21 protein-coding genes and 1 pseudogene are annotated in these 24,187 nt (G+C 58.1%); 16 read left to right on the top strand and 6 right to left on the bottom strand.

Features of this window, described 5'->3' with window-relative positions:
- Window positions 1–2: 2 nt before the first annotated feature.
- Window positions 3–974, bottom strand: coding sequence for an NAD kinase (locus ACQ4W7_RS13400; RefSeq protein ID WP_426071812.1), 972 nt, complete (start codon window positions 972–974; stop codon window positions 3–5).
- A 261-nt stretch (window positions 975–1,235) separates the two neighbouring features.
- Here ACQ4W7_RS13400 and ACQ4W7_RS13395 point away from each other — a divergent pair, with 261 nt between their 5' ends.
- The 4 genes from ACQ4W7_RS13395 (at window position 1,236) to gloA (ending at window position 3,936) form a co-directional block, all read left to right on the top strand.
- Window positions 1,236–1,502, top strand: coding sequence for a hypothetical protein (locus tag ACQ4W7_RS13395; RefSeq protein WP_426071811.1), 267 nt, complete (start codon window positions 1,236–1,238; stop codon window positions 1,500–1,502).
- A 51-nt stretch (window positions 1,503–1,553) separates the two neighbouring features.
- Window positions 1,554–2,864 (top strand): PQQ-dependent sugar dehydrogenase, encoded by a 1,311-nt coding sequence (locus tag ACQ4W7_RS13390; protein WP_436531058.1) that lies wholly within the window; start codon window positions 1,554–1,556, stop codon window positions 2,862–2,864.
- Window positions 2,865–2,982: 118 nt separating this feature from the next.
- Window positions 2,983–3,405 carry an OsmC family protein gene (locus ACQ4W7_RS13385; RefSeq protein ID WP_426071809.1) on the top strand — a complete coding sequence of 141 codons (423 nt, stop codon included), beginning with the start codon at window positions 2,983–2,985 and terminating at the stop codon, window positions 3,403–3,405.
- Window positions 3,406–3,528: 123 nt separating this feature from the next.
- Entirely contained in the window at window positions 3,529–3,936 is a 408-nt protein-coding gene (gene gloA, locus ACQ4W7_RS13380; protein WP_436531056.1) for a lactoylglutathione lyase, read from the top strand.
- Window positions 3,937–3,940: 4 nt separating this feature from the next.
- On the opposite strand, the gene ACQ4W7_RS13375 is transcribed toward gloA, so the two are convergent.
- Window positions 3,941–4,846, bottom strand: coding sequence for a LysR substrate-binding domain-containing protein (locus ACQ4W7_RS13375; RefSeq protein ID WP_436531054.1), 906 nt, complete (start codon window positions 4,844–4,846; stop codon window positions 3,941–3,943).
- Between the two features lie 92 nt (window positions 4,847–4,938).
- On the opposite strand from ACQ4W7_RS13375, the gene ACQ4W7_RS13370 reads away from it, so the two are divergent.
- Window positions 4,939–5,406: a DMT family transporter gene (locus tag ACQ4W7_RS13370; RefSeq protein WP_436531052.1), complete on the top strand. Its 468-nt coding sequence runs from the start codon at window positions 4,939–4,941 to the stop codon at window positions 5,404–5,406.
- A 70-nt stretch (window positions 5,407–5,476) separates the two neighbouring features.
- On the opposite strand, the gene ACQ4W7_RS13365 is transcribed toward ACQ4W7_RS13370, so the two are convergent.
- The 4 genes from ACQ4W7_RS13365 to ACQ4W7_RS13350 all read right to left on the bottom strand — a co-directional run bounded on the left by ACQ4W7_RS13365 (window position 5,477) and on the right by ACQ4W7_RS13350 (window position 8,929).
- Complete coding sequence (locus ACQ4W7_RS13365) at window positions 5,477–6,817, bottom strand: TolC family outer membrane protein (RefSeq protein WP_426071806.1); 1,341 nt, start codon at window positions 6,815–6,817, stop codon at window positions 5,477–5,479.
- 303 nt (window positions 6,818–7,120) lie between these two features.
- Entirely contained in the window at window positions 7,121–7,444 is a 324-nt protein-coding gene (locus tag ACQ4W7_RS13360) for a rhodanese-like domain-containing protein (protein WP_426071805.1), read from the bottom strand.
- Between the two features lie 13 nt (window positions 7,445–7,457).
- Entirely contained in the window at window positions 7,458–8,108 is a 651-nt protein-coding gene (locus ACQ4W7_RS13355; RefSeq protein ID WP_426071804.1) for a protein-L-isoaspartate O-methyltransferase family protein, read from the bottom strand.
- A 170-nt stretch (window positions 8,109–8,278) separates the two neighbouring features.
- A complete protein-coding gene (locus ACQ4W7_RS13350; RefSeq protein ID WP_353659779.1) occupies window positions 8,279–8,929 on the bottom strand; it encodes a TetR/AcrR family transcriptional regulator in 651 nt (216 codons plus the stop codon).
- Window positions 8,930–9,221: 292 nt separating this feature from the next.
- On the opposite strand from ACQ4W7_RS13350, the gene ACQ4W7_RS13345 reads away from it, so the two are divergent.
- From ACQ4W7_RS13345 to ACQ4W7_RS29140, 11 genes and pseudogenes are all read left to right on the top strand, one after another.
- A complete protein-coding gene (locus tag ACQ4W7_RS13345) occupies window positions 9,222–9,662 on the top strand; it encodes a helix-turn-helix domain-containing protein (RefSeq protein ID WP_436531049.1) in 441 nt (146 codons plus the stop codon).
- A gap of 241 nt (window positions 9,663–9,903) precedes the next feature.
- Complete coding sequence (locus ACQ4W7_RS13340) at window positions 9,904–10,905, top strand: PDDEXK family nuclease (RefSeq protein ID WP_436531047.1); 1,002 nt, start codon at window positions 9,904–9,906, stop codon at window positions 10,903–10,905.
- Complete coding sequence (locus ACQ4W7_RS13335; RefSeq protein ID WP_436531045.1) at window positions 10,896–13,274, top strand: TnsB C-terminal domain-containing protein; 2,379 nt, start codon at window positions 10,896–10,898, stop codon at window positions 13,272–13,274. Before ACQ4W7_RS13340 ends, ACQ4W7_RS13335 begins: the two co-directional genes overlap by 10 nt.
- Window positions 13,274–14,782, top strand: a complete 1,509-nt coding sequence (locus tag ACQ4W7_RS13330; RefSeq protein ID WP_436531043.1) for an AAA family ATPase — start codon at window positions 13,274–13,276, stop codon at window positions 14,780–14,782. The genes ACQ4W7_RS13335 and ACQ4W7_RS13330 overlap by 1 nt, the downstream gene beginning before the upstream one ends.
- Before the next feature lie 2 nt (window positions 14,783–14,784).
- Window positions 14,785–16,584: a TniQ family protein gene (locus ACQ4W7_RS13325; RefSeq protein ID WP_436531041.1), complete on the top strand. Its 1,800-nt coding sequence runs from the start codon at window positions 14,785–14,787 to the stop codon at window positions 16,582–16,584.
- Between the two features lie 35 nt (window positions 16,585–16,619).
- The gene (locus ACQ4W7_RS13320; RefSeq protein WP_436531039.1) at window positions 16,620–17,768 is read left to right on the top strand and encodes a TniQ family protein; all 1,149 of its coding nucleotides are present in this window, start codon (window positions 16,620–16,622) and stop codon (window positions 17,766–17,768) included.
- A 510-nt stretch (window positions 17,769–18,278) separates the two neighbouring features.
- On the top strand, window positions 18,279–19,547 hold the full coding sequence (locus ACQ4W7_RS13315) for an HlyD family type I secretion periplasmic adaptor subunit (RefSeq protein WP_436531037.1): 1,269 nt from the start codon (window positions 18,279–18,281) through the stop codon (window positions 19,545–19,547).
- Between the two features lie 71 nt (window positions 19,548–19,618).
- Window positions 19,619–20,113: a hypothetical protein gene (locus ACQ4W7_RS13310; RefSeq protein WP_436531035.1), complete on the top strand. Its 495-nt coding sequence runs from the start codon at window positions 19,619–19,621 to the stop codon at window positions 20,111–20,113.
- A gap of 6 nt (window positions 20,114–20,119) precedes the next feature.
- On the top strand, window positions 20,120–20,965 hold the full coding sequence (locus ACQ4W7_RS13305; RefSeq protein WP_436531033.1) for a DUF6973 domain-containing protein: 846 nt from the start codon (window positions 20,120–20,122) through the stop codon (window positions 20,963–20,965).
- A gap of 178 nt (window positions 20,966–21,143) precedes the next feature.
- Window positions 21,144–23,237 carry a peptidase domain-containing ABC transporter gene (locus ACQ4W7_RS13300; RefSeq protein WP_436531031.1) on the top strand — a complete coding sequence of 698 codons (2,094 nt, stop codon included), beginning with the start codon at window positions 21,144–21,146 and terminating at the stop codon, window positions 23,235–23,237.
- A gap of 53 nt (window positions 23,238–23,290) precedes the next feature.
- Window positions 23,291–24,061: pseudogene (locus tag ACQ4W7_RS29140) on the top strand (IS66 family transposase); the annotation flags it as partial.
- Window positions 24,062–24,187 lie beyond the last annotated feature (126 nt).

The following is a 24,187-nucleotide window of genomic DNA, read 5'->3' as shown; positions in this document are numbered from 1 at the left end:
TGTTAGCTGAGCTTGCCCTCGCCCGACGGGTACTCATTCCAGTGCAATTTTTCACGCAGGGTGTTGTAGTAACTCCACCCTTCCGGATGCAGGAAGGTAATCGTGTGCGGCGAACGGCGGATGAGGATGCGGTCTTGCTGCACCAGGCTGGCAAAGGTCTGCATGTCGAAATTGACGCTGATATCGCGCCCGCGCACGATTTCCACGACGATCTGGCTGGAGTCGGGCAGGACGATGGGGCGGTTCGACAGCGCATGCGGGGCGATCGGCACGAGCACGATGCCGCCCAGGGTAGGGTGCAGCAAGGGGCCGCCGGCCGACAGCGAGTACGCGGTCGAGCCCGTGGGTGTGGAAATGATCAAGCCATCCGAACGCTGGTTGTACATGAAGTGTCCATCGACTTCGACGCGCAATTCAGCCATGCCGGCGCCGCCGCCGCGTGAGACGACGACATCGTTGACGGCCATGCCCACGTGAATCGATACGCCGTCGCGCAGCACACTGCCTTCGAGCAAGGTGCGGCGTTCGGCCTTGAAGCGGCCACCGAGAATTTGCGCCAGCACGGGCAGCATGCGCTCGATTGGGATATCCGTCATGAAACCCAAGCGCCCTTGATTGATACCGATCAAGGGGACGTCGAATGGCGCCAGCTGGCGCGCAATGCCCAGCATGGTGCCGTCGCCGCCCATGACGATGGCGCAATCGGCGGCAGCACCGATCTCGGCCGGCGACATGGCGCGCACGCCGGGAAACGCCAGATTCAGGTGCGCTGCCGTCTCCGCCTCAAAGACTACCGTATGGCCCAGCACTTGCAGGAAATCGACGATGCTTTTCACGGGCTCGGCAATGCCATCCGTATTCTGGCGCACAACCAGGGCGATGGTCTTGGCGCCCAGGTTGAAGCGCTCGCCCGGGGCTGGCAAGGTAGCGGCTGGCTGTTCGGCGCGCTGTTCGGCGTGTGTATCGACGGGCATAAGAGTCTCGGAAATGAATTCAGTGGCAAGCCGCCCCAGGCTGTCGCGTCGCACGCCGCCATCGCATTATACTGTATATATGAACAGTATAGTGCGGCGGACGTGTGCCTGCAAGGGGCGTTCTTGGTGTTGCACGCAGTGTAGCGCAGAAAAAGAATCGTCCATGCGTGCGCCAGCGCTCTCAGCATGCACATATCCGCTTGCAGGCGGCCTGGCGCGGCAGGACACTGAGCTCATTCATCTTTACTGTCAGGAGGCCATATGGTTACCCCACCAAGTGAACGCAAGATCAATACCGATGAAAAGGTTAAAAATGACGGTGTCGACCGTCTGCCGCACGAGCGCGATGAGTCGCCCGACGCGCAAGACGTGCGCCCGCGCAAAATCATGCAACAGGCGGCCAGCGACCTGGAACGCGGCCTGGTCGATACCGACCGGCGCGCCCAGCCCGGCGTGGAAAAGGTCAAGCCGGCCGCGCCGCAGCAGGCCCGCCCCGACGCGCAGCTGGAACCAAAGAAGACGCGCTGAATCGAACTTTCACGCACTGCTACTCGCACTGGTAGCGTTATGGAGTACGCCATGCACCGTTACGTCTGTTCATTCCTGCTGGCCGCTGCCTGCGGCACGACTGTGGCCCACGCCCAGGCGCCCGCCATGCCCGTGGGCTTTGGCCCGCAACCCGCCCTGCCAGCACCGGACAAGCAATTCATTCCCACCGTCAAGGTGGCGCCCGTGCAGCGCTGGACAGCCGCGCAGCGCCCCGTGGTCGCGGCGGGCCTGGCCATCCATGCGTATGCGCGCGACCTTGACCATCCGCGCTGGCTGTACGTGCTGCCGAATGGCGACGTGCTCGTCGCGGAAACGAATGCGCCGCCGAAACCGGACGACAGCAAGGGCATCAAGGGCGCCATCATGCAAATGCAGATGAAGAAGGCAGGCGCCGCCACGCCCAGCGCCAACCGGATTACCCTGCTGCGCGGCATCGATGCACATGGCGTGGCGCACACGCGCAGCGTATTCCTGCCAGGATTGAACTCGCCGTTCGGCATGGCCCTGGTCGGCAACGAGCTGTACATCGCCAATGCCGATGCGCTGATGCGCTTTCCTTACGTCGCCGGGCAAACGGCCATCACGGCGCCGGGCGTCAAGGTGATGGATTTGCCGGGCGGGCCCATCAACCACCACTGGACCAAGAACGTCGTCGCCAGCACCGATGGCAAATTTCTCTATGTTTCCGTCGGTTCGAACAGCAATGTGGGCGAAAACGGCATGGCGGCCGAAGACGGCCGTGCCGCCATCTGGCAAGTCACGCGGGCGACGGGCAAGGCACGCGTGTACGCCACGGGCTTGCGCAATCCGAACGGCATGGCCTGGCAACCCAAAACGGGCGCCCTGTGGACTACCGTCAATGAGCGCGACGAGCTGGGCAACGACCTGGTGCCGGACTACATGACCTCCGTCAAGGACGGCGCCTTCTATGGCTGGCCCTACAGTTATTTCGGCCAGCACGTCGATGCGCGGGTCAAGCCGCCGCGCCCCGAACTGGTGGCCACCGCCATCGCGCCCGATTACGCGCTTGGCGCGCACACGGCCTCGCTGGGACTGGCGTTTTATGACAGCACCTTGCTGCCCGCCCGCTTCCGGGGTGGCGCCTTCATCGGCCAGCACGGCTCGTGGAACCGCAAACCTTTCAGCGGCTATAAAGTCATCCATGTGCCCTTCGCCAATGGCGTGCCCAGCGGCCCGCCACACGATGTCGTCAGCGGCTTCCTGGACGAGAACGGCAAGGCGCAAGGGCGCCCCGTCGGTGTGGCTGTCGACAAGGCGGGCGCGCTGCTGGTGGCGGACGACGTGGGCAATGTCATCTGGCGCGTGACGCCGGCGCAGTGAGAGCCGATGCCGCGCGCCGCCCATGCGCCCCTGCATGCGCCCTCTGTGTGACGCAACGAACGGAAGGGCAAGGGCGGGGCGCGCATGATGGACGCTCGAACCACGCGAGGAGTACATCATGAAAAAAACAGGATCAGCCGTCTGGAGTGGCGGCCTTAAAGATGGCAAAGGGTATATTTCTACCCAAAGCGGCGCGCTCGACAATGTGGCATATGGCTTCAACACGCGCTTTGAAGACGGTCCCGGCAGCAACCCGGAAGAACTGATCGGCGCCGCCCATGCCGCCTGCTTCACCATGGCCCTGTCCGGCCAGCTGGGCGAAGCGGGCTTGCGCGCCACGGCCCTGAAAACCACGGCCGATGTCAGCTTGGAAAAAATCGATGGTAGCTATGCCATCACGGCCGTACACCTGACTCTGGTGGCGACCATTCCCGGCGCCACCGACGAAGCGTTCCAGGATGCGGCCCTGCGCGCCAAGCTGGGCTGCCCCGTGTCGAAGTTGCTAGCCACGGAAATCACCTTGGACGCCCATCTGGAGTAAATCCAGGGCACTGACGTCACCGTCCGCTGCTGTCCTGCACCAGGGCGGCTGGGGCGGTCTCAGCAAGAAAGCCATAAACCGCATAAAATCCTGCCATTCCCCTATCATCATCAAGGATTTACGATGCGTATTTTGCACACCATGTTACGGGTCGGCGACCTGCAGCGTTCCATCGATTTTTACACCAAGGTCCTGGGCATGAAGTTGCTGCGCACCAGCGACAATCCCGAATACCAGTACACGCTGGCCTTCGTCGGCTACGGCGCGAATCCCGACCACGCGGAACTGGAACTGACGTATAACTATGGCACCACCAGCTACGAGCTGGGCACGGCCTATGGTCATATCGCCATCTCGGCCAATGACATCGTTGCCGCTTGCGATGCGGCGCGCGCAAATGGCGGCAACGTCACGCGCGAACCGGGCCCCGTCAAGGGCGGCAACACGGTCATCGCCTTCATTACCGATCCGGATGGTTACAAGATCGAATTGATCGAACGCAAGTTCGACGGCCAGGGCGGCGGCTTGTAATACCTCAGCCTGGCCCCGCGGCCGTTGCAATCGCGGCGCGCAGCCAGGCTATCCCCGCATCGCCGTCCGTGCGACGGTGCCGTATCACTTCAAACGCAAACGGCGCGATGGCAAACGGCGCAGAATGCTGTGCCAGCCCCTGCGCCGCGCTGCCGCGCAAGGCGCGCCGCGCCACCGTCAGGATCAAATCCGTCCCCATCACGACATCCGCTGCGACCGTCCAGTACGGTACGCGCACGGCGATGCGGCGCGCCTGGCCCAGCTGGGCCAGGGCCGCGTCGACTTCGGCCGCCATGCCGCTTTCGCTGGACGCCACCAACACGTGGGGGCGCGCCAGATAGGTCGTCAGGCTCAGCGTTTCATCCGGCGCCAGGCTGGCCGGGTCGAGCGCGCACACGAAGGTTTCCTCAAATAAGGTTTCCCTATGTAACTGCTCGGGCAGTTGCGGGAACACGCCTAGCGCCAGGTCGATCTCGCCATCCAGCACGCCGGCCACCACGGCCGGACGACTGGCATAGCTGATGGCCAGGTCGATGCCGGGCGCTTCCACGCGCAAACGGCGCAGCAAGATGGGCAAGATCAACGCTGCGCCATAGTCGGACATGGCCAGGCGAAACACGCGTTGTGTCGTGGCCGCCTCGAAGACGGCGCCGCCCAGCACGGAGCGCACGCTTTGCAGGGCTTCGGCCAGCGGCCGCGCCAGCGCCAAAGCGCGCGCCGTGGGCTGGAAGCCACCCTTGCCACGCAGCAGCAGCGGGTCGTCGAGCAGATGGCGCAAGCGTGACAGCGCATGGCTGACGGCAGGCTGGCTCATGTGCAAGCGCTGCGCTGCACGCGACAGATGGCGTTCGCTGAGCAGCGCTTCCAGGATCACCAGCAAGTTCAAATCGACGGCGCGCAGATTATTCATTTGGTGCATAGTTGAATGACAAATTACGAATTGGATTTAATCATGACAGCATAATACGATGACTCCATCAATTCACAGTGATGGAGTCACACATGCAAGGATGGATTACCGTATTTGCCCCGCTGGCCATGCTGGCCGGCGCCGTCGTCCCCTTCCAGGCGGGCGCGAATGCCGCGCTGGGCCGCAACTTGGGCCACCCTCTGTGGGCCACCATCGCCTCGCTGGCCGTCAGCGCCGTGCTCGCTTCGCTGGTGATGCTGATCTGGCGCGTGCCGGCACCCGATTTCCACCTCGCCGTGCGCGGGCCGGGCTGGGCCTGGCTGGGCGGCGCGGCCGGCGTGTTGTATATTACAGCCGCACTGATGCTGGCGCCGCGCATGGGTTCCGGCCCCTTCATGGCGGCCGTCATCGGCGGCCAAATGCTGGCCGCGCTGGCCATCGACCGCTACGGCTTGCTGGGCTTTGCCGTCAAGCATATTTCTCCGTTGCACTGGGCCGGCGCGGGCCTGGTGGTGGCCGGTGTCGTGCTCACACAGATCGCCAACAGCCGCACCGTGTGAAAACACCTCAAGACGAAAAAAAACCAGCGCCGTTGCCGGTGCTGGTTTTCATTTCAGGACAAACCCGCGCTTACTTGTCGAGCAAGGCGTTGACGGGCATCAAATCCGTTTCCTTCAGGGTGCCGGCCGCGGCCTTCAGGCGCAAGCCGTTCATGATGGTGTCGTAGCGCGCTTTCGACAGGTCTTTTTGCGTCGAGAACAATTGTTTCTGCGCATTCAAGACGTCGATATTGATGCGCACGCCCACCTGGTAGCCGAGCTGGTTCGACTCCAGCGCCGATTTGCTCGACACTTCCGCCGCTTCCAGCGCCTTGACTTGCGCCAGGCCGCTGTTGACGCCGAGGAAAGCCTGGCGCGCGCCTTGCGACGCGGTGCGGCGTGCCGTTTCCAGATCGTTGCGGGCCTTGTTTTCCAGCGCAATCGATTCGCGCACCTTGCTGGTGACGGCAAAGCCGCTGAAGATCGGGATGCTCCACTGCACGCCGATGGCATTGTTGTTATTGCCGTTGCCATTGCCGCCACCGGAGGTGTAGCTATGACCCGTGTTGGCAATCAGGTCCAGGGTCGGGTAGTGGCCTGCGCGGTTGCGGCCGATGTCGCGCTTGGCTGACTCCACGTTGAACTGGGCCGTGACGACGCCGTAGTTCTGCTCTTCCGCCGAGCTCACCCACGGTTCGATGGCGGCCGGTTCCGGCGCGCTGATGACCACGCCCGTGCGCATCGGCGCCAGATTCGTTGGCGCTTCACCGATGATGGTTTGCAAGGCACTGCGTTTGTTGGCCAGGTCATTGATGGCGGCAAATTCCTGCGCCACCACCAGGTCGTAGGCCGCTTGCGCTTCGTGCGTGTCGGTAATCGTTTGCGTGCCGACTTCGAAATTGCGCTTGGCCGATGCCAGTTGCTCCGTCGTGGCGACTTTTTGCGCCTGCGTGGCGCCCAGGTTGTCCTGCGCGCTCAGCACGTCGAAATACGCCTGCGCCACGCGCGTGATCAAGTCTTGCTGGACTTGCGCAAATTGCGCTTCGGCGATCGCTTGCGCCAGCTTGCTTTGCTGATAGGTTTCCCAACGGTCCCAACGAAACAGCGGTTGCGCCAGGGTCAGGTTGTAGCTATTCGTACGCACGTTCACGGACGGCGAGGTGATCTTGTTGCCCCCATTGTTCTGGACAATCTGCTCGGTATTGCCGCGCGTATTGCTGCCCGACGCAGAGATCTGCGGCAGCAAGCCTGCCAGCCCCTGCGGAACCCGCTCCATCCCGGCCGACAGGGCCGCGCGCGCGCTGGCGTACTGCGCGTCATTGGCCAGCGCCTGCTGGTACACCTGGATGAGATCGGCCGCCTGCGCTTGCAGCGAGCATGTCATCGAGACAAAGGCGCTGGTCATCAGCACGGCGATAAGGGGTTTCCGCATTGCATTTCTCCGTTGGAGTCGTCAAAAGTTGATGGAATCAAAAATCTGCTACCGCTTGCCTTGCGCCCGCCGGGTGAGCGGGGTACAGGCCTCCACAGGCATGCAGGAAAACATGCCTGGGTGCATCTACTGCAAAAATAACTTAGAGCCTATCCCAGTAGGGAGCGTCTTCTGCTGGCAGTTCATCAGGTGCGCGGACAAGGCGTGAGGAGGACACGTGGCGAGCCACGCAACGACGATCAACGCAGTCCCCGCTTCTGAGGGGCGCCAGCAGGGGATGTATTCATCTACTGGGATAGACTCTTAGTATTTAGGCATCGCGCTGTCGACTTGCAGCGCCCAGGCATGGACGCCGCCCGTCAAATTACTGATCTTGCCAAAGCCGTTGCGCTCCAGGAAGGCCGCCACTTGCATGCTGCGCATGCCGTGATGGCAGATGCAGACGATCTCGGCATCTTCATCGAGGTCATCGATGCGCGCAGGAATCGAGTTCATCTGCATCAGGGTGGCACCGTCGAGGTGGCACAGGTCGAACTCCCACTGTTCCCGCACGTCCAGCAACAAGGGACGCGCGCGGGATGGATCAGCCAGCCAGGCGGCCAGCTGCGGTGCACTCAAATGCTCCATCGAATCGGTCGCCTCAGAACTGGAAATGCGACGGTGCCACGGCTTGCAGCGGCGTAACATTGGTTTCAAACAGCTTGCGCGTGTCGTAAGCTTTGTCCGAGCTGCGCGTGATTAGGTGCGCCGACATGATCGGCGCTTCGCCGATGATGGCCAGGATGCGGCCGCCGACTTTAATTTGTTGCAACAATGTTTCCGGCAGCACAGCCAGGGCGCCGGAGACGACGATCACGTCGTACGGTGCGCCCTTGCTCCAACCCTGGGCGCCGTCGCCCAGTTCCACGGTCACGTTCGTCACGCCATTGGCGACCAGGTTCTGCTCGGCCAGGGTTTTCAATTGGGGAACGATTTCCACGCTCGTCACATGACGCGCCTTGTGCGCCAGCAAAGCGGCCATGTAACCGCTGCCGGTGCCGATCTCCAACACATTTTCATGCTTTTTAACGGCTACGTCTTGCAAAATGCGCGCTTCCAGCTTCGGCGTGAGCATGCATTCACCGCCGCCCAGTGGAATTTCGGTATCGACGAAGGCCAGGTTTTTATAGGCAGCCGGCACGAAATCTTCACGCTTGACCACGTTCAACAGCTCCAGTACGTCGATATCCAGTACGTCCCATGGACGGATCTGCTGTTCGATCATATTGAAGCGGGCTTGTTCGATATTCATCTTTGGACTCGGTAAGTGAAGTAATAATCCGCCATTTTATCGTTGAACTGGCTGAAAGCACATGTTAACCATAAAGGCGGGAAATGGAGGAAATTTGCGACGATCTGCAGATTTGGGGGGGCGAACCTTGGAAAAGGGGCAACTGAACGGTATTAGCCAGGCCGGGCGCATCAGCTTTTACCGGGCGCCTCCACCTGCAGGCTGCGCAAGCTCATGTCGATAAACGCATCCATGTAGGCGAGCGGATCGATATTCTTGACCTCGCAAGGCAGGAAGGAATGCGTCCACATCATCAGCATGGTGACGGGCGCGCTGAGGATGGTGCTGACCAGCACCGGATCGACCTGGCGAAATTCGCCGCGTTGCATGCCCCGTTCCAGCAGGCTGACGATCAGCCCATTGCCGCGCGTGACGACTTCTTCGTTGTAAAACTGCGCCAGTTCCGGGAAATTGTTCGCTTCGGCCAACATCAGCTTGGTCAAGCCGGCCAGTTTGGTGGCGCCGAACTCTTCCCACCACTGCATCATCACCTTGCGCAACAACTCGGCGCTGCTGCTGTCCGAGGCGGCCATGCTGTCTTCCGCCTCGCCGATCGACTGCACGATATTGTCGCGCACCACGGCCTTGAACAGCTCTTGTTTATTCTCAAAATACAGGTACAAGGTGCCTTTCGACACGCCGGCCCGCTTGGCCACATCTTCCAGGCGCGTCGATGCGAACCCCCGTTCGACAAACAGGTCGAGGGCGGCGGCGAGCAACTCCTGCGGGCGGGCATCCTTGCGCCGCTCCCAGCGGGGCTTGGTATCAATCGGGGCTTGCATGTGTCTTTCCAAGTAACTTACTTTTGAGTCATTAATAGTAGACCTGTCTACCGCCAAGGTCAAGCGCAGGCCGACTGTTACGTCGGAATAGAAACTTGAACAGCGTAATAGAAACTTGAATGTGCGATCACGTCGTTTTAATAACAACTTGAATCATATAAGTAGTTGAGGGTTTCCGTAAGGGTGGCCATGTGCCGTGATTTCTGGGGCAGGATCATATTTTTATTGACAAAGGAAAAAACGTGTCCATAATACTCCTATTAATAGTTATATTTACTTCTAAAATTGGTATATGAGCCCATTCTCAACAGTATTTCGGGAATTGCGCATATTTTGCGAGCTACGGCAGACTGAATTCGCCTCCCAGCTTGGCTACGAACAAAGTTATATCTCAGCTATTGAGCTGGGCACCAAAGGGCCGCCATCCATCGATTTCATCGAGCGCCTGGTGCAGCGTTTGCAGCTTGACGAGCATTGGAAGAAGCGCTTGTTTGAAGCGCTGGACGAGTCCCAACGAAAAATTATGTTGCCCAATGAGGCACCCGATGAGCTGTACAGGATGTTCAATGAACTTCGGCGCCAGATCGGTGCATTGCACCCGGCCCAAGTGGAATTGATACGAATGGCATTGCGCATGCCTGTCATGTTGTCGCACCCACATTTCAAACCTTTGCGCCCCCTCAAGCGCAAAGGAGAACCAGACAGAAGCGATGTGGTCGAAGTAATACTGTAATGCCAAGCCGGCGGCTTGGCATCAGATCAGGACAAGACGGTTGGCCACTGTGCCTCGCGCTATTAATCCTGCTCTGCCAAAGCATCACGTAAATAGTCACACTCGATAGTCGTGTATTGACCGACGTCCATAATGTGAGCTATTTACCTCCAAAATTTGAGCTTTTCCGTTTGCAGGACGACATGAATGCTTCGGTGCGTCATTGCGTGCGGAAAAACATATTCTGGAGATGGAGCGGTCCATGTCAGGAACTACGCAACAATTGACCAGTTCGGGGCGTTTCGATGCCCCATCAGACTTGATTGCCGTTCCGGCCGAGCCAACGCCCAAGCCTCGACTACAAAAAGGCATGACGCACAAGAAGTTGTGCCAGCGCATCAGGTTGGGCCATGGCATGGGGCACGGCAGCGGCTATTTGCCTTGGTTGATCCTGCGGCGCAACAACCCTTCGCCCTATTCGAATCAGGTGGCCACCTCCATGCCGCCTTTGCGCCGTGGCGCCTATTATTACTCAAGTGGTGAATACCACACCGCATTGTTGCTGTTATGGCTAGGTGTGCGGGATCTGCGCGAACAATTTCCGCTATGGCCAATCGCCCATCCCCATCCTCTCGATGGAACGCCTGGCACGGCTCCCATCCAAAGACCGTGGTCTCGGGGCTTGCTCGATATCGCCCGTGACGCCGGTATCAATCATGGCTACGAAATCGGCACCGGCGTTCCCTACGTCGCGAGCCTTGACCTGCTGGCCACAGCACCGCTGCCAGGGGGAGATAAGCTGGCAGGTTTCTCGTCGAAACCGATCGTTGCCCCCACTCAGGAGGTCGACTGGCGCACGCTTGAACGGCTGGAGTTGGAAAGGCGCTATACCGCCGCTATCGATTGTCCCTATTTCGTTTCAAGTTCCGCCCTGGTACCGAAACTCATGGCCGGACAGCTTGAAGTCTGGTTGGACGCGTCAACATTGTATTGCGCACCGCATCTCATTACCTGGGCCGGCGAGTTCGCGCACTACCTCAACGCCAGCCTTGATCTGCCGATCAACGAAGCAGTGCTCCATGCAGCCCGTACGCTACGCCTCACGACCGCCGAGGCCTGGCTACTTTTCCAGCACTACGCATGGACACAGAGCATCGACATCGACCCATCGCGACGTATTCTGACCTCCTACCCAGTCCGGCCGGGTGGGCGGGCCATGCGAGACGACTTGCGCCGGCGCTTTTTCGGAGATACATGGCTATGACGGAAACGACCATCGAGCAGGGCCTGGTGCTTGCCGGGACTTCGGACAATTCGCCTCTTCCTGGCCTGCATCGCGTGCTGGAAGTGGCTTCGTACTTGGATCAAGTCACACTCATCCCGATTCCGAGTATCGGTCGGGACATGCAGGGCAAGAAGCAGAAAAGCTACTACGCCAAGGGATTTTTTTTAAGAAAGCTATCCCAGTTGAAATTCTGGCTTGAAACGAATGCTATCAAACCGACGACGTTGGTCTTGCCGAATCACTGGCACCTTGGCGATGAAGATTTTCGCCGCCTGTGGCCACCTTGCGACGACCCGGCTGTCGCGCCGGAAGATCGGCACCGATCAACGCTTGAACTTCGGCGGGACCGCAAATGGACTTTGATCGCACCACTCATTCCTACCGGTGCCAGTATACGGCCACCGAACCTGGCCTGCCTCGATTCTCTGGTGCGCGCGCGGGCAAGGGAGGCTGGCGTCAGCGCGGGACAGATATTTGATGCATTGCATCGTTATTATGCTTTTGGATGCATCAAAAATGCCTTGATACCGAATAATGTTGGTCGATCTGGCGCACCTTCGGTTCCGCGCCGGGGAAAAAACCAGGTCAAGCTGGGCCGCAAAAACACGGCCGTCAAAGCCGGCGACACGGAGAAAGCTGGACTCATCCTGACCGATCAGGACGTGCTGAACATTCAGGATGGCTATATTTCGTTCGTCCGTCCCGGCACAACCGTGAGGCAAGCCTTCCTGTCCATGACCGGGACGTATTACAGCACCGGCCATGTTCTTCAACAAGGCCTGCTGACACCAGTACTGTTGGATGCCCACTTACGACCGACTGAAGACAATTTTCGCTATCACGGACCTAGAGCGCCGGACGCCACCGGCGCCGCGCGCAGGTTAATGGGTGAGGGGAAATGGGCCCGTGATTATCGTTACTTGGCCGGCACGGTGCGCGACGGCATCGTCGCGATCGGGCAGGTCGGATCGCTTGATGCGTCCCCGGTCGACGTCAATTTCGTCGCATGTGGTGATCCGCGACAACCGATCGGTGTAGGCCGGGGCCTGTTCGTGCGCGATGCGTGGCTCGGACTGTATCTTGGCTGGCATATCGGCATGGGAGGATTGGGCACGGACGACGCCAAGATGGCGATTTTGAGGGCCGCGACCGACAAAACTTCCATGCTTGAACGCTACGACCTCGATCTGCCGCCTGAAGATTTTCCCGCGCTGTTTTTCACCAAATACCTCAGCGATAACGGGGAATTGCGCAGCAAGGGTGGCATCACGACCATGGTAGACGACCTGGCGTCGCGCATCGAATTTATTGCCAGCGGCAGAGCGGACCGCAACAGTCCATCGGAGTCGGGACACCATTCGCGACACCGCAATTTCGACCATCACATCACTGGCACTACAAAAGGGCGCCCATCGAAGCGCGGCGAGCGGCCAGCGATTACCAAAGCCTTGATCTCACGCTTTTCCTATACGCGCCTGCTCTTGCTCTGGATACATTGGGCCAATACCAAACAGGACCTTCCCTTGCACATGGTGCCGAGCGAAATGCGCAGGGAATATGCAGCACAAGGGGAAATCGTTCCACGTACCCGCATCGCTATCTATCGATGGGCAAAACTGAATGGCTATGTTGCCGGAAAACCGGTTGACCCAACCTATCTGCGCTCGCATTTGTTACCGCGCTTCACCGCGAGTATTCAGCGCAGGGGACTTGTATTGCATCGGCCCAATACCGGCAATGCTGTGGAATTACTAAACGGCGCACGGTTCAATCACCAGTATCTGGCCGAATCCGGCCTGATTCGCGATGCCATAGCAAGCGGCAACATCCACATCGAAGTGCGGGCCGATCCGGACGACCTGTCTCACATTTTATTGATGGATAAAAACGGAACGCACATTATCCCCAACATCAAGGATGACGCCATACTGCTCCACGAGGGTGGTATAGCTGATCTGTGCGGGCTCAATGACGCGGATCGCTTGTACGTTCAGACGACAACATCGCGCCGCGACCAGGATGAGATCGATCAGCAGGCATTCAGGCAAGAAACTGAAGCGGATGCCAGGGATAGGAAAAAACTTGCGCAAGACAGCCTCGGGAAAAAGACTGCACAGAGCAATAAGGCGGGCAATGTTCGCGCTGCACAGGCACAAGAAAAACGCGACCAGCTCGATGATGCCGTGCGGCGCGCAACCGAACCTATTGCCCCCTCACCACCCTCGGCACAGCCACCGGCCACAGCATCGCCGCCAGTGCCTGCCGAACCGGCGCCACCGACTTTGTCGACCTTGACCGATATCAGAAAGCATCGCCTATCCCGCTTTAATAGTGAAAGGAAGTTTTGATGTTCTCATCCGCCCAAACCACCGCCTCACCGCCCGTCCCAAATCCTTTTCTGGAACCGCTTGAAGTGCATTTGTCGACGCAAAATCTTGAACAACGCCTGTCGAATTGGCCGTTAGACGGCCTGGACATCAAGAACCTCGACATGCAGACACGCCTTGATCTACTCGATCGGCTGCAAGATCAAATGTTTGAGCCCACGCTGACAGCCATTGATACGACAAGCCGCCTGTTCCGGGTGATACGTCGCGGCTACACATCGCACAATCCAGCCTTGGTCTCATCGCGGCAACAAATGATGGCGCTTGCCCGCTGCGCCGGTCGGGAACTCAATAATTTGCCTTGGTTACCCAGCTACGCAAAAGGATTGCGCGCGAGTGGTATCACAGGGCTCGGCAAAAGCTACGAGATTTTGCGTGCACTGAGCCTCATTCCTCAGCGCATAGAGCACGGCCCGTCCAAAAGCGCCGACTGGAACCACATGATTCAAGCTCCATGGCTGTACGTGGCAATGAGCCACGACGGCTCGCTCGGCGGCCTGCTGCTCCAGATATTGACTGCGCTCGACGCTGCCATCGGCACCAATTATGCTCGCGCCCGTGACATCGCTGGCCTGAGCAATGAAAAGCTCGCCGTCCATATCGGCATCATCCTGCTCAACCACGGCGTCGGCGTGTTGGTCATCGATGAATTACAAGGTCGCAATTTCGCCGGTGGCGTGCGAGGCGGCCTCGCCGCGACGTTTTTCCTGCGCTTACTCAACTTCGGCATCCCTCTGGTACTGATGGGCAACCCTCTTGGCATGGATGCGCTCGATTCATTTTCACAGGATATGCGCCGGGTCGGCTCGGGTGGCAACATCGAAATGCACCCGATGGAGTCGTTTGACTATGACTTTACCGACGTTCTGGCGCCTGCACTGTGGCGATACAACGTGATGCCAGAAGCGTCACCGATTGCCGACAAGGACGGTGCGCTGCTGTTCAAATATTGCGGCGGCATCCGTGATTATGCAGGTCGCATCCGCGCCAGTTCGCAGCGTTTGGCGCTCGACGAAGGTTGTTCTTATGTTACTGAAGTCCATATGGAGCAAGCTTTCAACGGCCCGGACTTCAGCGCCAAGGACAGAGAGTTGATCGCTGGCTTTCGCGACAAAAATCCCATCCTTCTTCATCAATTCGACGATATTCCTTGGCGCAGTTATGCGGTGCGTTGGGGGCTATACCCGTCCTCCGAGGACGCATCGGCAGCATCGCCGGAAGTGCCGGAAGCGCCACCGAAAGCGAAATCGCCGCCTAAAGAGCGCAAACCTGTGGCGCAAAAGTCAAAAGAAACCGCACAGCGCAATCGCACCAGAAAAGCCAATCAAAAGGCGGAAAACGCAATAATAAAGGCTAACCTTGATCCGGAGGACATGCGCAATCAAGGCTTGCAAGAACATCTGATCAGCGGCCTGGAACATTTTCAAGCCAACAATTCACAGATCAATCCATCCTCATCTGGAGTGTAAGCATGCCCGTCAAGACCACTGCGCGAGAATCAAGTATTCTGCCATTTTTTCCTCTTGGCTTTCCCGATGAGACAATCGGCTCGCGAGTAAGCCGTTACCATATTCGCCGTGGCCGGCCAACGATCCAGGTAACGTACAAGCAGTTGTTCGACAAAGCGCCGTTCAGTTTGACAGGGCTGGTCCAGCCTAACCTCGACAAGCTCGCCGAAAGATTACCTGGTTTGCCTCGCCACAATCTGGTGCAACTGCAGAATGACAGCACCCTGTTACCACTATTTCAACAGTTCTTCGGCCCCAAGTCCGCCACAAGGCATCCGGATCGCATCCCAGGTCCGCCCTTGATCAAACTACCGCGACGTATCAAGGGCGACAACCGGCTGACCTATATCTGCACCCACTGCCTGGTCGATGATGAACGCGATCATGGCTGTCCATACATCCACCGTGCGCACCAGATCCCAGGCGTCACCGCGTGCTGGAAACATTCCGTCCGATTGCTCGATCGCTGCCCGTCGTGCGGGTGCCCATTCGCTGAGCCAAAGCAATTGATCCTGTCCGCATGGATGGGGTGCGAGTGCGGTTGCGCTCTTGCCGATCAAGCACGGCCTGACCTGCAACCAGCGTCTGCGGTAGAGGTTGAATTCGCCCGCTTTGCACAAGTGCTCCTGGCTGCGAAGCCAAGCAAATTGAGTATCGAACAATTGATCGATATCTACAAAGTGCGCGCAATTGAAATTGGATGCCAGTGGGGAGACAAGCGCGTCAATCACAGTATGTTGTTGGGGAAAATCGAAGCGCATTTCGGCGCCGAATTGTTCGCCAAGATCGATCCGGCTTACAAATCTGGAAAAACGGAGCATTGGCTCAATATTCTTTGTGCCCACTCTGCGGTGGAGGCGCCGCTGACGCGGCACTTGGTGGCAGCTTATTTTCTTTTCCGCGATGCCACGCTCTTTCTCAGCCGTGCCGAGGCCATCCTGTATGCCAAGCCCGAACTTGGTGATCCCCCACATATTTTAGGCGCAGCCCCGCGCTCGTCCAATGGCAACGTCGAATCTATCAGGGAGAAACGACCTGAGGAAGAGCTGCTCGATGAACTGGTCAATCTGGCGCAGCGCGATCATTACGATATCGCACAGTTATGGCGCCATCATTTCAGCAGCATGAAACGGGTTGTCAAATTACTGCCAAACGCCAGCGAAGTGATCGAACGCCGCTTGGCCAGCGCTGCTGCCAAGCAAAAAAAAGATGCCGCTAGGGCACTCAAAGTTCGCGAGCAGCATCTTGTACGCGATGCGCAGTGGTCGGAAGCTATCAAGGCAAGCGCGGTCGAGTTATATGGGGAAAATGCCAGGCCCGTGCGAGTTACCAAGAATCGATTGTTGCAAGCATCAAAATCCAAGTCTAAATCCTCTTGGCCTGCAGGGCCGGGATTTCCGTTGACTGCCGCGGCGATCAGTGGCAATGAGGAAAGCCTCTGGCATTTTTATGCCAGGCGCATCCTGTGGACCTTGCAATGTCTTCATGATCCGCACACGACCGAACACAAAATCATTGCGCTATCCAAGCTCGAAGTCAATAAGTTCAGGGTCATCATGGAATATTTTTCCGACTTTGTTCCTTGCGGAGGAGGCTCAATTCAGGTCATCAAGTCAATCCTAAAATCGCGCGGCCTTGCCAAGAATTGGCAAGGCCCTTGTCCCGAACGCGAATTCTACAAGGCAGGCCGGGCTTATCGCCTGCGCACCGCGCGCCGGGGCCCCATTGGCGGCCGCGCTGGCGATACACAACTGGGTACCTGACGCTCGGCCATACGATCAGTGTAAGGAGAAGCCAGATGGATATCCATTGCTTGCCGATTGCACGATCCGACGAAACGCTTTATAGCGTCGTCGCAAGGATACGGCTGGCCAACGCGGCAAGAAATGACATCGATGCCTGCCAGAGTCTGTTTGGCCCTTCACGCAACACGCGAGTGTCCGACTTCCCCGTCAACCTGAAATGGTTTTGTGACGTTACCCAAGACTGCTTTGGCGATCCGTCACGTGTTCTCGCAGATATGACACTGAGCGGCTTTTTTGAGCGGCTGGGCAGCCGCCCATGGAATAGTGGCTCGGCTCCGACACCGATCATCACCGCAGGCTATGGCTTGTCGACGTTGTCGAACGGTTCCACCAGCAAATGGAGGATGTGTCTGCGTTGTGTCGAGAGTGACCTGCGTTGCCATGCGACTGCATTCTGGCGACGTGCGCACCATCTGCCCACGGCATTCGTCTGTCCCATCCACGCCGCGCCTCTGGCGAGCTGCATACTGGCACCTCTCGAACGTCACAAGCGCTTTCTGCTACCGGAGCAAACCGAAGCGGACACCGTCAAGCCTCACATCGATTGGGCAGCACACCACCATGCCTTGAGTCGCCTGACTGTGCTGGGCATGGATGTGCTGGAGGATACCCGCCAAAGTATCGACGCCGACACCGTACACGCGACCTTGAACAACGCGCTCGGTGATCGCGGCCTGCTGACGGCGACGGGCATGCTGCGGTGCCTACCATTTTCCAGCGAATTCATGCATCGCTACCAGTTCCTGAGCGGGCATCCCGACTTCACGCCGGCGCTCTCGCCGCAGGGTATCGCCATCTTGCAGCGCAGCTTTACTCATCCGGCACCGGCGCGCTCGGCCATCCACAACTTGCTCCTAGTCGATTGGCTATTCGGCTCCTGGCAGGCATTTCATCAGCATTGCCACTGGCAAGCAACGATAGACTGCGCACCATCTCAGCAAGCACGGCACGCTCCGGAGGCAGCGCCGCAAACACACCGGAGAAAGTGCTTAGAATTTCTGGATTCAGACGGCAAAGCGACGCGTAGCCGTTTTGCCAGGGCTGCACCGACTTCGTTTCGCTGGCTGTTGCGCTTTGACCAAACCTGGTTCGACACCACTTTGCCTATTCGTTCAAAGAACAAGCAGCCTGGGCTGTTCTGAGCCACGGCAGTACTCGCCAGCTCAATTTGGCAGATCGATGAGGGCCCGAAAGAGCTGGGTTATACAGGTTGATACGACCGCGTAGCTGCGTTTTCCAGGCAGTGGAAGCCGGAGCAAACAGAGTGGGGAATGCTGCGAACAAACGAACAGGAAATGGAAATGGAAATGGAAATGGAAATGGGAAAATTTAGTCAATTTGTGAGTTTTGAAGAGAATTGCCAAGCTGCGCTTTGATATGATCCCGCCACATTGCAGATTTTATGAATAAATATTATTCTCATTACAATTCGCATTCAATTTTCCGTGCGCTTTTTTTCTGTAATGTAATTCACAATCTAACCCAAGCCTGTCAATGACCATTTTTATGTTTGGATGCGGAGCACCTCAACCAGGTAAGCACCGCCTCGGGTATGCCGTGGTTTCGCTGGAAGACCGCGATGTGCTGGGGGCAATGCCTTCGTCAGTCAAGCAAATTGCAGTATTTATCCACGAAAATCAGCACGCCTACGCATGCTGACTGCATCTTCGAGCAATGGGCGCGTAGTCCGTTTGGTGGCGGTTGCGCTAGTGATCGCATTCGGCTGGGCGCTATTTACCGAGCTAGAAGTGGTTGTAGTCGGCAACGGCGTGCTACAGGCCACCGAACAGGTAAAAATCGTCCGCACATTGGATGCGGGCGTAGTGCGTACTCTGCTTGTAGCAGAAGGTCACGAGGTCAAGTCCGGTCAACCCCTGCTTGAGCTGGATTTCGTACCTGCCGCCACCCAGGTGCGAGCACTTGAAATCGAACGCCAGCGCCTTTCCGCACGAGCCCACCTCGCGTGGGGGCTATTGCACAGCGCATCGCTTGCTACGCCGCTGGAATCTACCGAAGGATTGTTGCCCCCCACCGTTGCCGACCGGCAGATGCTGCACCATGAGCTGAAGGTATGGCGAAGCAAGGTCGCACACCAGCACAGCGTCGAGGAATCGGCACGCGCGGCAGTCGATAAAGCGAACCATATTCTCAGCGCCGCCAACGAGACGTTCGCTTTCCAGATCCGTCGTCACACGGACCTGACGAAACTGGTGCAGCAAAAATTCATGGCTCCGCACGCGCTGCAGGATGTCGAACAGGCACTGCTGCACGCCCGGTCCGCCCAGTCCAGCGCCCAAAGCCAGCTGGCCTTGTCCCGTGCCGAACTGGACAGCGCGCTGAACGGCCATCTGGTAGCCCGCACCGAACGCGAACGCGACGCTTATAACAGCTGGCGGGAAAGTTCCCGTCAGCTTTCCGAGAACACCGCCGCACTGACGCGTGCCACCGTTCATTTGGAACGTCTGACTTTACGCACGCCGATCGACGGAATCGTGCTGAGCCGCTCTGCCGACACGGAAGGCAGCGCCATCGGCGCGGGAGAAGAAACCTTTCGCATTGCGCCGCGACGCCAACCACTGCGCATCGAAGCCCGCTTTGAACACAAGGACATCGCGCACTTGCGCCCCGGTATGAAAGCCCATGTGAAAGTCGAGGCGCTTCCATTTACGCGATACGGCATGATGGCCGCCACATTGATCAGCCTGGCGCCCGACTCTTTGGACGATACTCAGGGCAGACGTCTTTACAAAGCCCAGCTACAACCAATCGCACCCGGCGATGGGCCGCCGGTGCTAGGTGGTGTAGAGCTGCGGCCTGGCATGGAGGTCGCGGTCGAAATTGCTACCCGAAGCCGTAGCGTTTTCGACTACGTCTGGAGTCCGTTGATCCGCAATTTACACGAGAGCGCCCGTGAACAATGATGCCCATGGCGCGTGTGCTCCTCAGTTTCACTTTTTCCCTCAACCATAACCTTTAAAAAGGAGACAATCATTTGATTCCCTTGTTTCGCGTCGTCGGCATGCTCGGCCTGACGGCGCTCTGTGCCTGTTCGGAAGAACGGCATCCGCTTGACCGCCATTTGGCCGATTTGCGTCCGGTCAAGGTCGTAAAGCTACCCGATATGGGTTGGCCGCCTGGCACGATACTGTGCACGATGGCCATTTATCAGAATGAATTAATAGATTCTGCACCTCTCGCGGATCGAGTTAACGAGTTCTTGAAGAAAAAGCAATTCAGAGGCACTGAGGATTATTGGTCGCTCATCGTCGTCAAACCGATGCCCGAAGGAGACGCAGGTATCGAGCAGTTGCTTATTAAGAGCGGAGACTATGACGTGATCAATGATCTGGATCGAATCATGCGTGATGCTGAGACACTTCCGCCTGGGTTTACGCCGCAGGCTTGCGTTCCCTTGGAGAAGGCCCGCGTACTAGTCACCCGAACACAAAGAAACTATCGAAAACTCATCATTTTTGGAACGGAGTAAATAATAATGACTTCTAAAGCAGAATACGAAGCCCAGGTAGAAGGTCTGCATGCGCAAGCTGATGCATATGCGAGACACTTCGGCTACACGTATGGAGCAATAAACGGTCACAACAATTCTTGGGATGCCTTCCGCCACGCGTACGTCAGTGCTGAAATGACACGAGTGCACGGTTCCCTGACCGCCAAGATTCTGGGGGATATGCACGAGATCAAAGGCGACTTCACTCGCGATCAGCCATGGGCAGAAAAAAACATGGATCTTTGGAACAATGCTGCAGGCCGCAAAATCGGTGAAAACAGTTATAACGCTGCTGACAGCGCGCGCCGCGTTAGTAATGCACTAGATAACGGATCATTGATCAAAGATCCCAAGGATCCGCGCAAGCATAGCTCTACCCCCCCGCAGCCGAACGACAAAGATCCGGAAGTCTGCTGCGAAGAGTGTGGCGCCGCACACACGTTTCCGCCAATTCCATGGCCGCCAGCACCGAACGAAGCCTATCTGGACGATGGTCAAGAATTCATAATCCCGCCGATGACTGTGCCCCCATTCAATTTGCCTGTCGTCGCTGTCGCGTCGAGGATGGCACTGACGGACGAATCACAGGGCGAACTGACAACTTCGACCGAATCAGCGATTGAGCTTACGCTGTCGACTACGTCGCAGGTCGAGCTGGCGACATGGGTTGAACCTTTGCAGGCCAGCATTGACAGCGCCATGGCTGTCATTGTCGAAACTCGTGTCGACGTGATTCAGATTCCGACGTTAGTAGCCGAGGTGGAAATCGCCATCGATCCAATGGTTTCTAACTGGAGCGATCACCGCGAGGCAGACATCGCTGTCGTTTGAGGATGCCGCGCATCGCATGACCGACGTGATCGCCGGCATGCAAGGGCGGCCCGTAATTTCACGGGCTGCCCAATTTTCATAGTCAACTCGCATGATCTCAGCCACTTCTCCCTCTCCGCCCTCTCCTCACCATCGTCAAGCCGTGGTCGCTGCCTGCTTGTTTGCGCGTCTCGCGAACGTGCACATCGATCCCGCTGCACTGACTTTCGTCAACGTGAAGCTCGATGCTGGTCACGAAACTCATGGCATCGAGCCGCCGACCGCCGAGATGCTGCATGCAGCGCTGATCGATGCCGCTATGCCGTGCACGTTGGATGCCCTGTCCGTGATCCCTCACTTGCGCACGCCCGCGCTGATCCGGTTGAGTGACACCGGCTGGACTGTGCTGCTGGAACAAGACGAGCATCGAGTGGTATTGCTAACACCGCTGTCGACCGATGGTGATCGGTTGACGCATCCTCGACCGATTACCTTATCGCTAACTGAGTTGAATGAACGACTTTTTTCAACGAGCGTCATCACTGTGGGGCGAAGCAAGACAAAGGGCCTGCAGTTGCGGCAATTTCTAAGTGAGAGCCTGCGAACCCATCGCGTTGCGATGAGTGAGATCGTACTGGCTTCGGCAATGTTGCAGGCTTTAGGGTTGCTGGGACCGCTAATGTTTCAGCTCATCACTGACAAGGTGCTGGTACACCAGAGCAAGCATACCCTGCTGCTGATCATGGGAGCGCTCATCGTAATTGCGCTACTGGAACTCGCGCTTGGCCTGGCCCGCAGCCACTTGATGCAGCAAGTCGGTGAACGCGTGAATCTGGAGTTGGGATCGACCACGGTGCGGCATATGTTCGCGTTACCACTCAGTTATTTCGAAACCCGGCGCCCTAGCGAAGTTGCTGGACGCGTGCGGGAACTGGAATCGGTCAGCCATTTCCTGATGGGTGGACTAATGACACTATGCCTGGACATGGTCTTTACTATGTTGGTTATCGGTATGCTTTTCCTCTACAGCGGATGGCTGGCGATGCTGATGCTGGGCATGGTCCTGGTGTTCTTTGTCACGGCGTGGGTAATGGGACCGTGGCTGCAGCAGCAGCAGGAGTCGCGCCAAGCCAGTGCCACCGAGGTACAGTCACTACTGATCGATAAGCTGCTATTCATTCGCGAGATCAAAGGCAGCGCGCTTGAGGCGCAGGCCCACAACGAATGGCGGGGCGCCTGGCAGCATTACTTAAACAGCAGCGCCACCCACCACCATGCGGGCAAACTGGTACAGGAAACTTTGACGGCCGGCTTCAAGGTCGGCGCGGCAGGCGTAATGGGCTTGTCCGCATGGATGGTGATGCAACAGCAACTAACAATGGGCATGTTTTTCGCTGTGGTCATGCTGAGTAACCGCGTGGCGCAGCCGGCGGTGCGACTGTCTTCAGTGTGGCTGGATGTGTCGCAATTGCGCGGCGCTTGGTCGCGCTTGCGGGAGATCCACGACCAGCGTACCGAACAAAGGGGGCGTCGTCTGACGACCACTACACCGCTGCGCGGCGGCATTGAATTCGCGGACGTCAGTTTCGGGTATGGCGATACGGCCGAAGACGTGCTGCAGCATGTCAATCTGCGCATTCGACCAGGGGAGCGCGTCGCAATCGTCGGTTTGCCCGGCAGCGGCAAAAGTACGCTGGCCAAGTTGTGTGAAGGGTTGTATACACCGCGCTCGGGTCGCGTGTTGCTAGACGGCCGCAATGTGTCGGGGCTAGACACCTTTCAAGTGCGGCGCCACATAGCGGTACTGGAAGCAACACCGACCGTTTTTGATGAGACAGTACATCGAAACATTGCCGCGACAGCACCCGAGTCTGCGACCAGCATGGTAGTGCGTGCAGCGGTTTTCGCCGGACTGCACGACATCATTGAGCGCTTACCGGAAGGGTATGCGACGCAACTGAGCAGTGCGGGCGGCGTACTCTCGCACGGCCAGCGTCAGCGTCTAGCGATCGCTCGGGCGTTACACACGGATCCGAAGATCGTAATTCTTGATGAGGGAACTTCCGCACTGGATCAAACTGGCGAAGCAGAGTTACTGGAGGCTCTGGCCCGGCGCGGCGGGACGCGTACTGTGCTGCTGATCACGCACCGGTTGCGGGCGCTGCAAGCGATGGATCGAGTGATTGTCTTAATGGAGGGCCGCGTGGTAGAGGACGGGACTTACGATGAATTGATGGCGCGCGAGGGCCCATTGAGAGCGATGCATGGGGAGCCAGAGTTGCGGGTGGAGTGAGACGCGATCGGTCGACACAGCATGGTGCTCCAAAATAGAGGCTTGCCCGGGACGCTTCCAGCCGGCCGATTGCGCGCAGCATCGCCGCTCCCGGCCTGCTGGCGCACGTGCCGGCGGCCAAGAGATCACCTGCCGTTGTACCTGTAGTCGGTGATCCACTCACGCGAAGGTGTCGAGCTGGACGGGCCCTGCTGTCCAGCTGGGTCGGAGCTGCCAGCGCGCTGCTGCGCCCGCTGGTCGAAGCCATCCGTAAACACGTACCGGCTGGCGTCAAACTGCATGCCGATGACACGCCAGTACTAGTGCTCGCGCCTGACAACGGCAAAACCAAAACCGGGCGGCGTTGGAACTACGTGCGTGATGATCGGCAGAAGCATGCTCCTTGCTCGATGACCTGGAACGCTGGCCGCGCACGTCTCTGTAAAAACAGTCCCGCAATTCAAACACGGCGGCGCCCATCCTGTATCGCCATCTTGCAGCGCAGTTTTATTCATCTGGCACCAGCGCGCTCGCCCATCCACAACTTGCTCCTGGTAGATTGGCTATTCGGCTCCTGGCAGGCATTTCATCAACATTGCCACTGGCAAGCGACGATGGACTGCACACCATTTCAGCAAGCACGGCCCCCTCCGGAGGCAGCGCCGCAAAAACACCGGAGAAGGTACCTTGAATTTCTGGATTCAGACGGCAAAGCAACGCGTAGCCGTTTTGCCAGGGCTGCACCGACCTCGTTTCGGTGGCTGTTGCGCTTTGACCAAACCTGCTTCGACACCACTTTGCCTATTCGTTCAAAGGACAAGCAGCCTAGGCTATTCAGAATTTAATAGCAGCAATGAGGTACCCTGACTTTTTCGGACACTCTTGTTTGGCAAACTTCACCAACTGGAGAACATATGAAACGCTCAACAACATACACGCCAGAGCTTCGAGAAGAAGCAGTAAAGCTGGTC

The organism is Janthinobacterium algoris (assembly GCF_051380935.1).
GTDB lineage: Bacteria > Pseudomonadota > Gammaproteobacteria > Burkholderiales > Burkholderiaceae_D > Janthinobacterium.
The sequence above is the reverse complement of the archived record's forward strand: the minus strand, read 5'-3'. Positions and strand labels throughout refer to the sequence as shown.

Bases quoted from the DNA above. Each gene is read 5' to 3' on its own strand.
- ACQ4W7_RS13340 (WP_436531047.1), top strand. From the start codon at position 9,904: ATGTCAGGAACTACGCAACAATTGACCAGTTCGGGGCGTTTCGATGCC.
- ACQ4W7_RS13345 (WP_436531049.1), top strand. From the start codon at position 9,222: ATGAGCCCATTCTCAACAGTATTTCGGGAATTGCGCATATTTTGCGAG.
- ACQ4W7_RS13335 (WP_436531045.1), top strand. From the start codon at position 10,896: ATGGCTATGACGGAAACGACCATCGAGCAGGGCCTGGTGCTTGCCGGG.
- ACQ4W7_RS13385 (WP_426071809.1), top strand. From the start codon at position 2,983: ATGAAAAAAACAGGATCAGCCGTCTGGAGTGGCGGCCTTAAAGATGGC.
- ACQ4W7_RS13325 (WP_436531041.1), top strand. From the start codon at position 14,785: ATGCCCGTCAAGACCACTGCGCGAGAATCAAGTATTCTGCCATTTTTT.
- ACQ4W7_RS13400 (WP_426071812.1), bottom strand. From the start codon at position 974: ATGCCCGTCGATACACACGCCGAACAGCGCGCCGAACAGCCAGCCGCT.
- ACQ4W7_RS13360 (WP_426071805.1), bottom strand. From the start codon at position 7,444: ATGGAGCATTTGAGTGCACCGCAGCTGGCCGCCTGGCTGGCTGATCCA.
- ACQ4W7_RS13395 (WP_426071811.1), top strand. From the start codon at position 1,236: ATGGTTACCCCACCAAGTGAACGCAAGATCAATACCGATGAAAAGGTT.
- ACQ4W7_RS13320 (WP_436531039.1), top strand. From the start codon at position 16,620: ATGGATATCCATTGCTTGCCGATTGCACGATCCGACGAAACGCTTTAT.
- ACQ4W7_RS13305 (WP_436531033.1), top strand. From the start codon at position 20,120: ATGACTTCTAAAGCAGAATACGAAGCCCAGGTAGAAGGTCTGCATGCG.
- ACQ4W7_RS13370 (WP_436531052.1), top strand. From the start codon at position 4,939: ATGCAAGGATGGATTACCGTATTTGCCCCGCTGGCCATGCTGGCCGGC.
- ACQ4W7_RS13375 (WP_436531054.1), bottom strand. From the start codon at position 4,846: ATGAATAATCTGCGCGCCGTCGATTTGAACTTGCTGGTGATCCTGGAA.
- ACQ4W7_RS13330 (WP_436531043.1), top strand. From the start codon at position 13,274: ATGTTCTCATCCGCCCAAACCACCGCCTCACCGCCCGTCCCAAATCCT.
- ACQ4W7_RS13390 (WP_436531058.1), top strand. From the start codon at position 1,554: ATGCACCGTTACGTCTGTTCATTCCTGCTGGCCGCTGCCTGCGGCACG.
- ACQ4W7_RS13350 (WP_353659779.1), bottom strand. From the start codon at position 8,929: ATGCAAGCCCCGATTGATACCAAGCCCCGCTGGGAGCGGCGCAAGGAT.
- ACQ4W7_RS13365 (WP_426071806.1), bottom strand. From the start codon at position 6,817: ATGCGGAAACCCCTTATCGCCGTGCTGATGACCAGCGCCTTTGTCTCG.
- ACQ4W7_RS13355 (WP_426071804.1), bottom strand. From the start codon at position 8,108: ATGAATATCGAACAAGCCCGCTTCAATATGATCGAACAGCAGATCCGT.
- ACQ4W7_RS13315 (WP_436531037.1), top strand. From the start codon at position 18,279: ATGCTGACTGCATCTTCGAGCAATGGGCGCGTAGTCCGTTTGGTGGCG.
- gloA (WP_436531056.1), top strand. From the start codon at position 3,529: ATGCGTATTTTGCACACCATGTTACGGGTCGGCGACCTGCAGCGTTCC.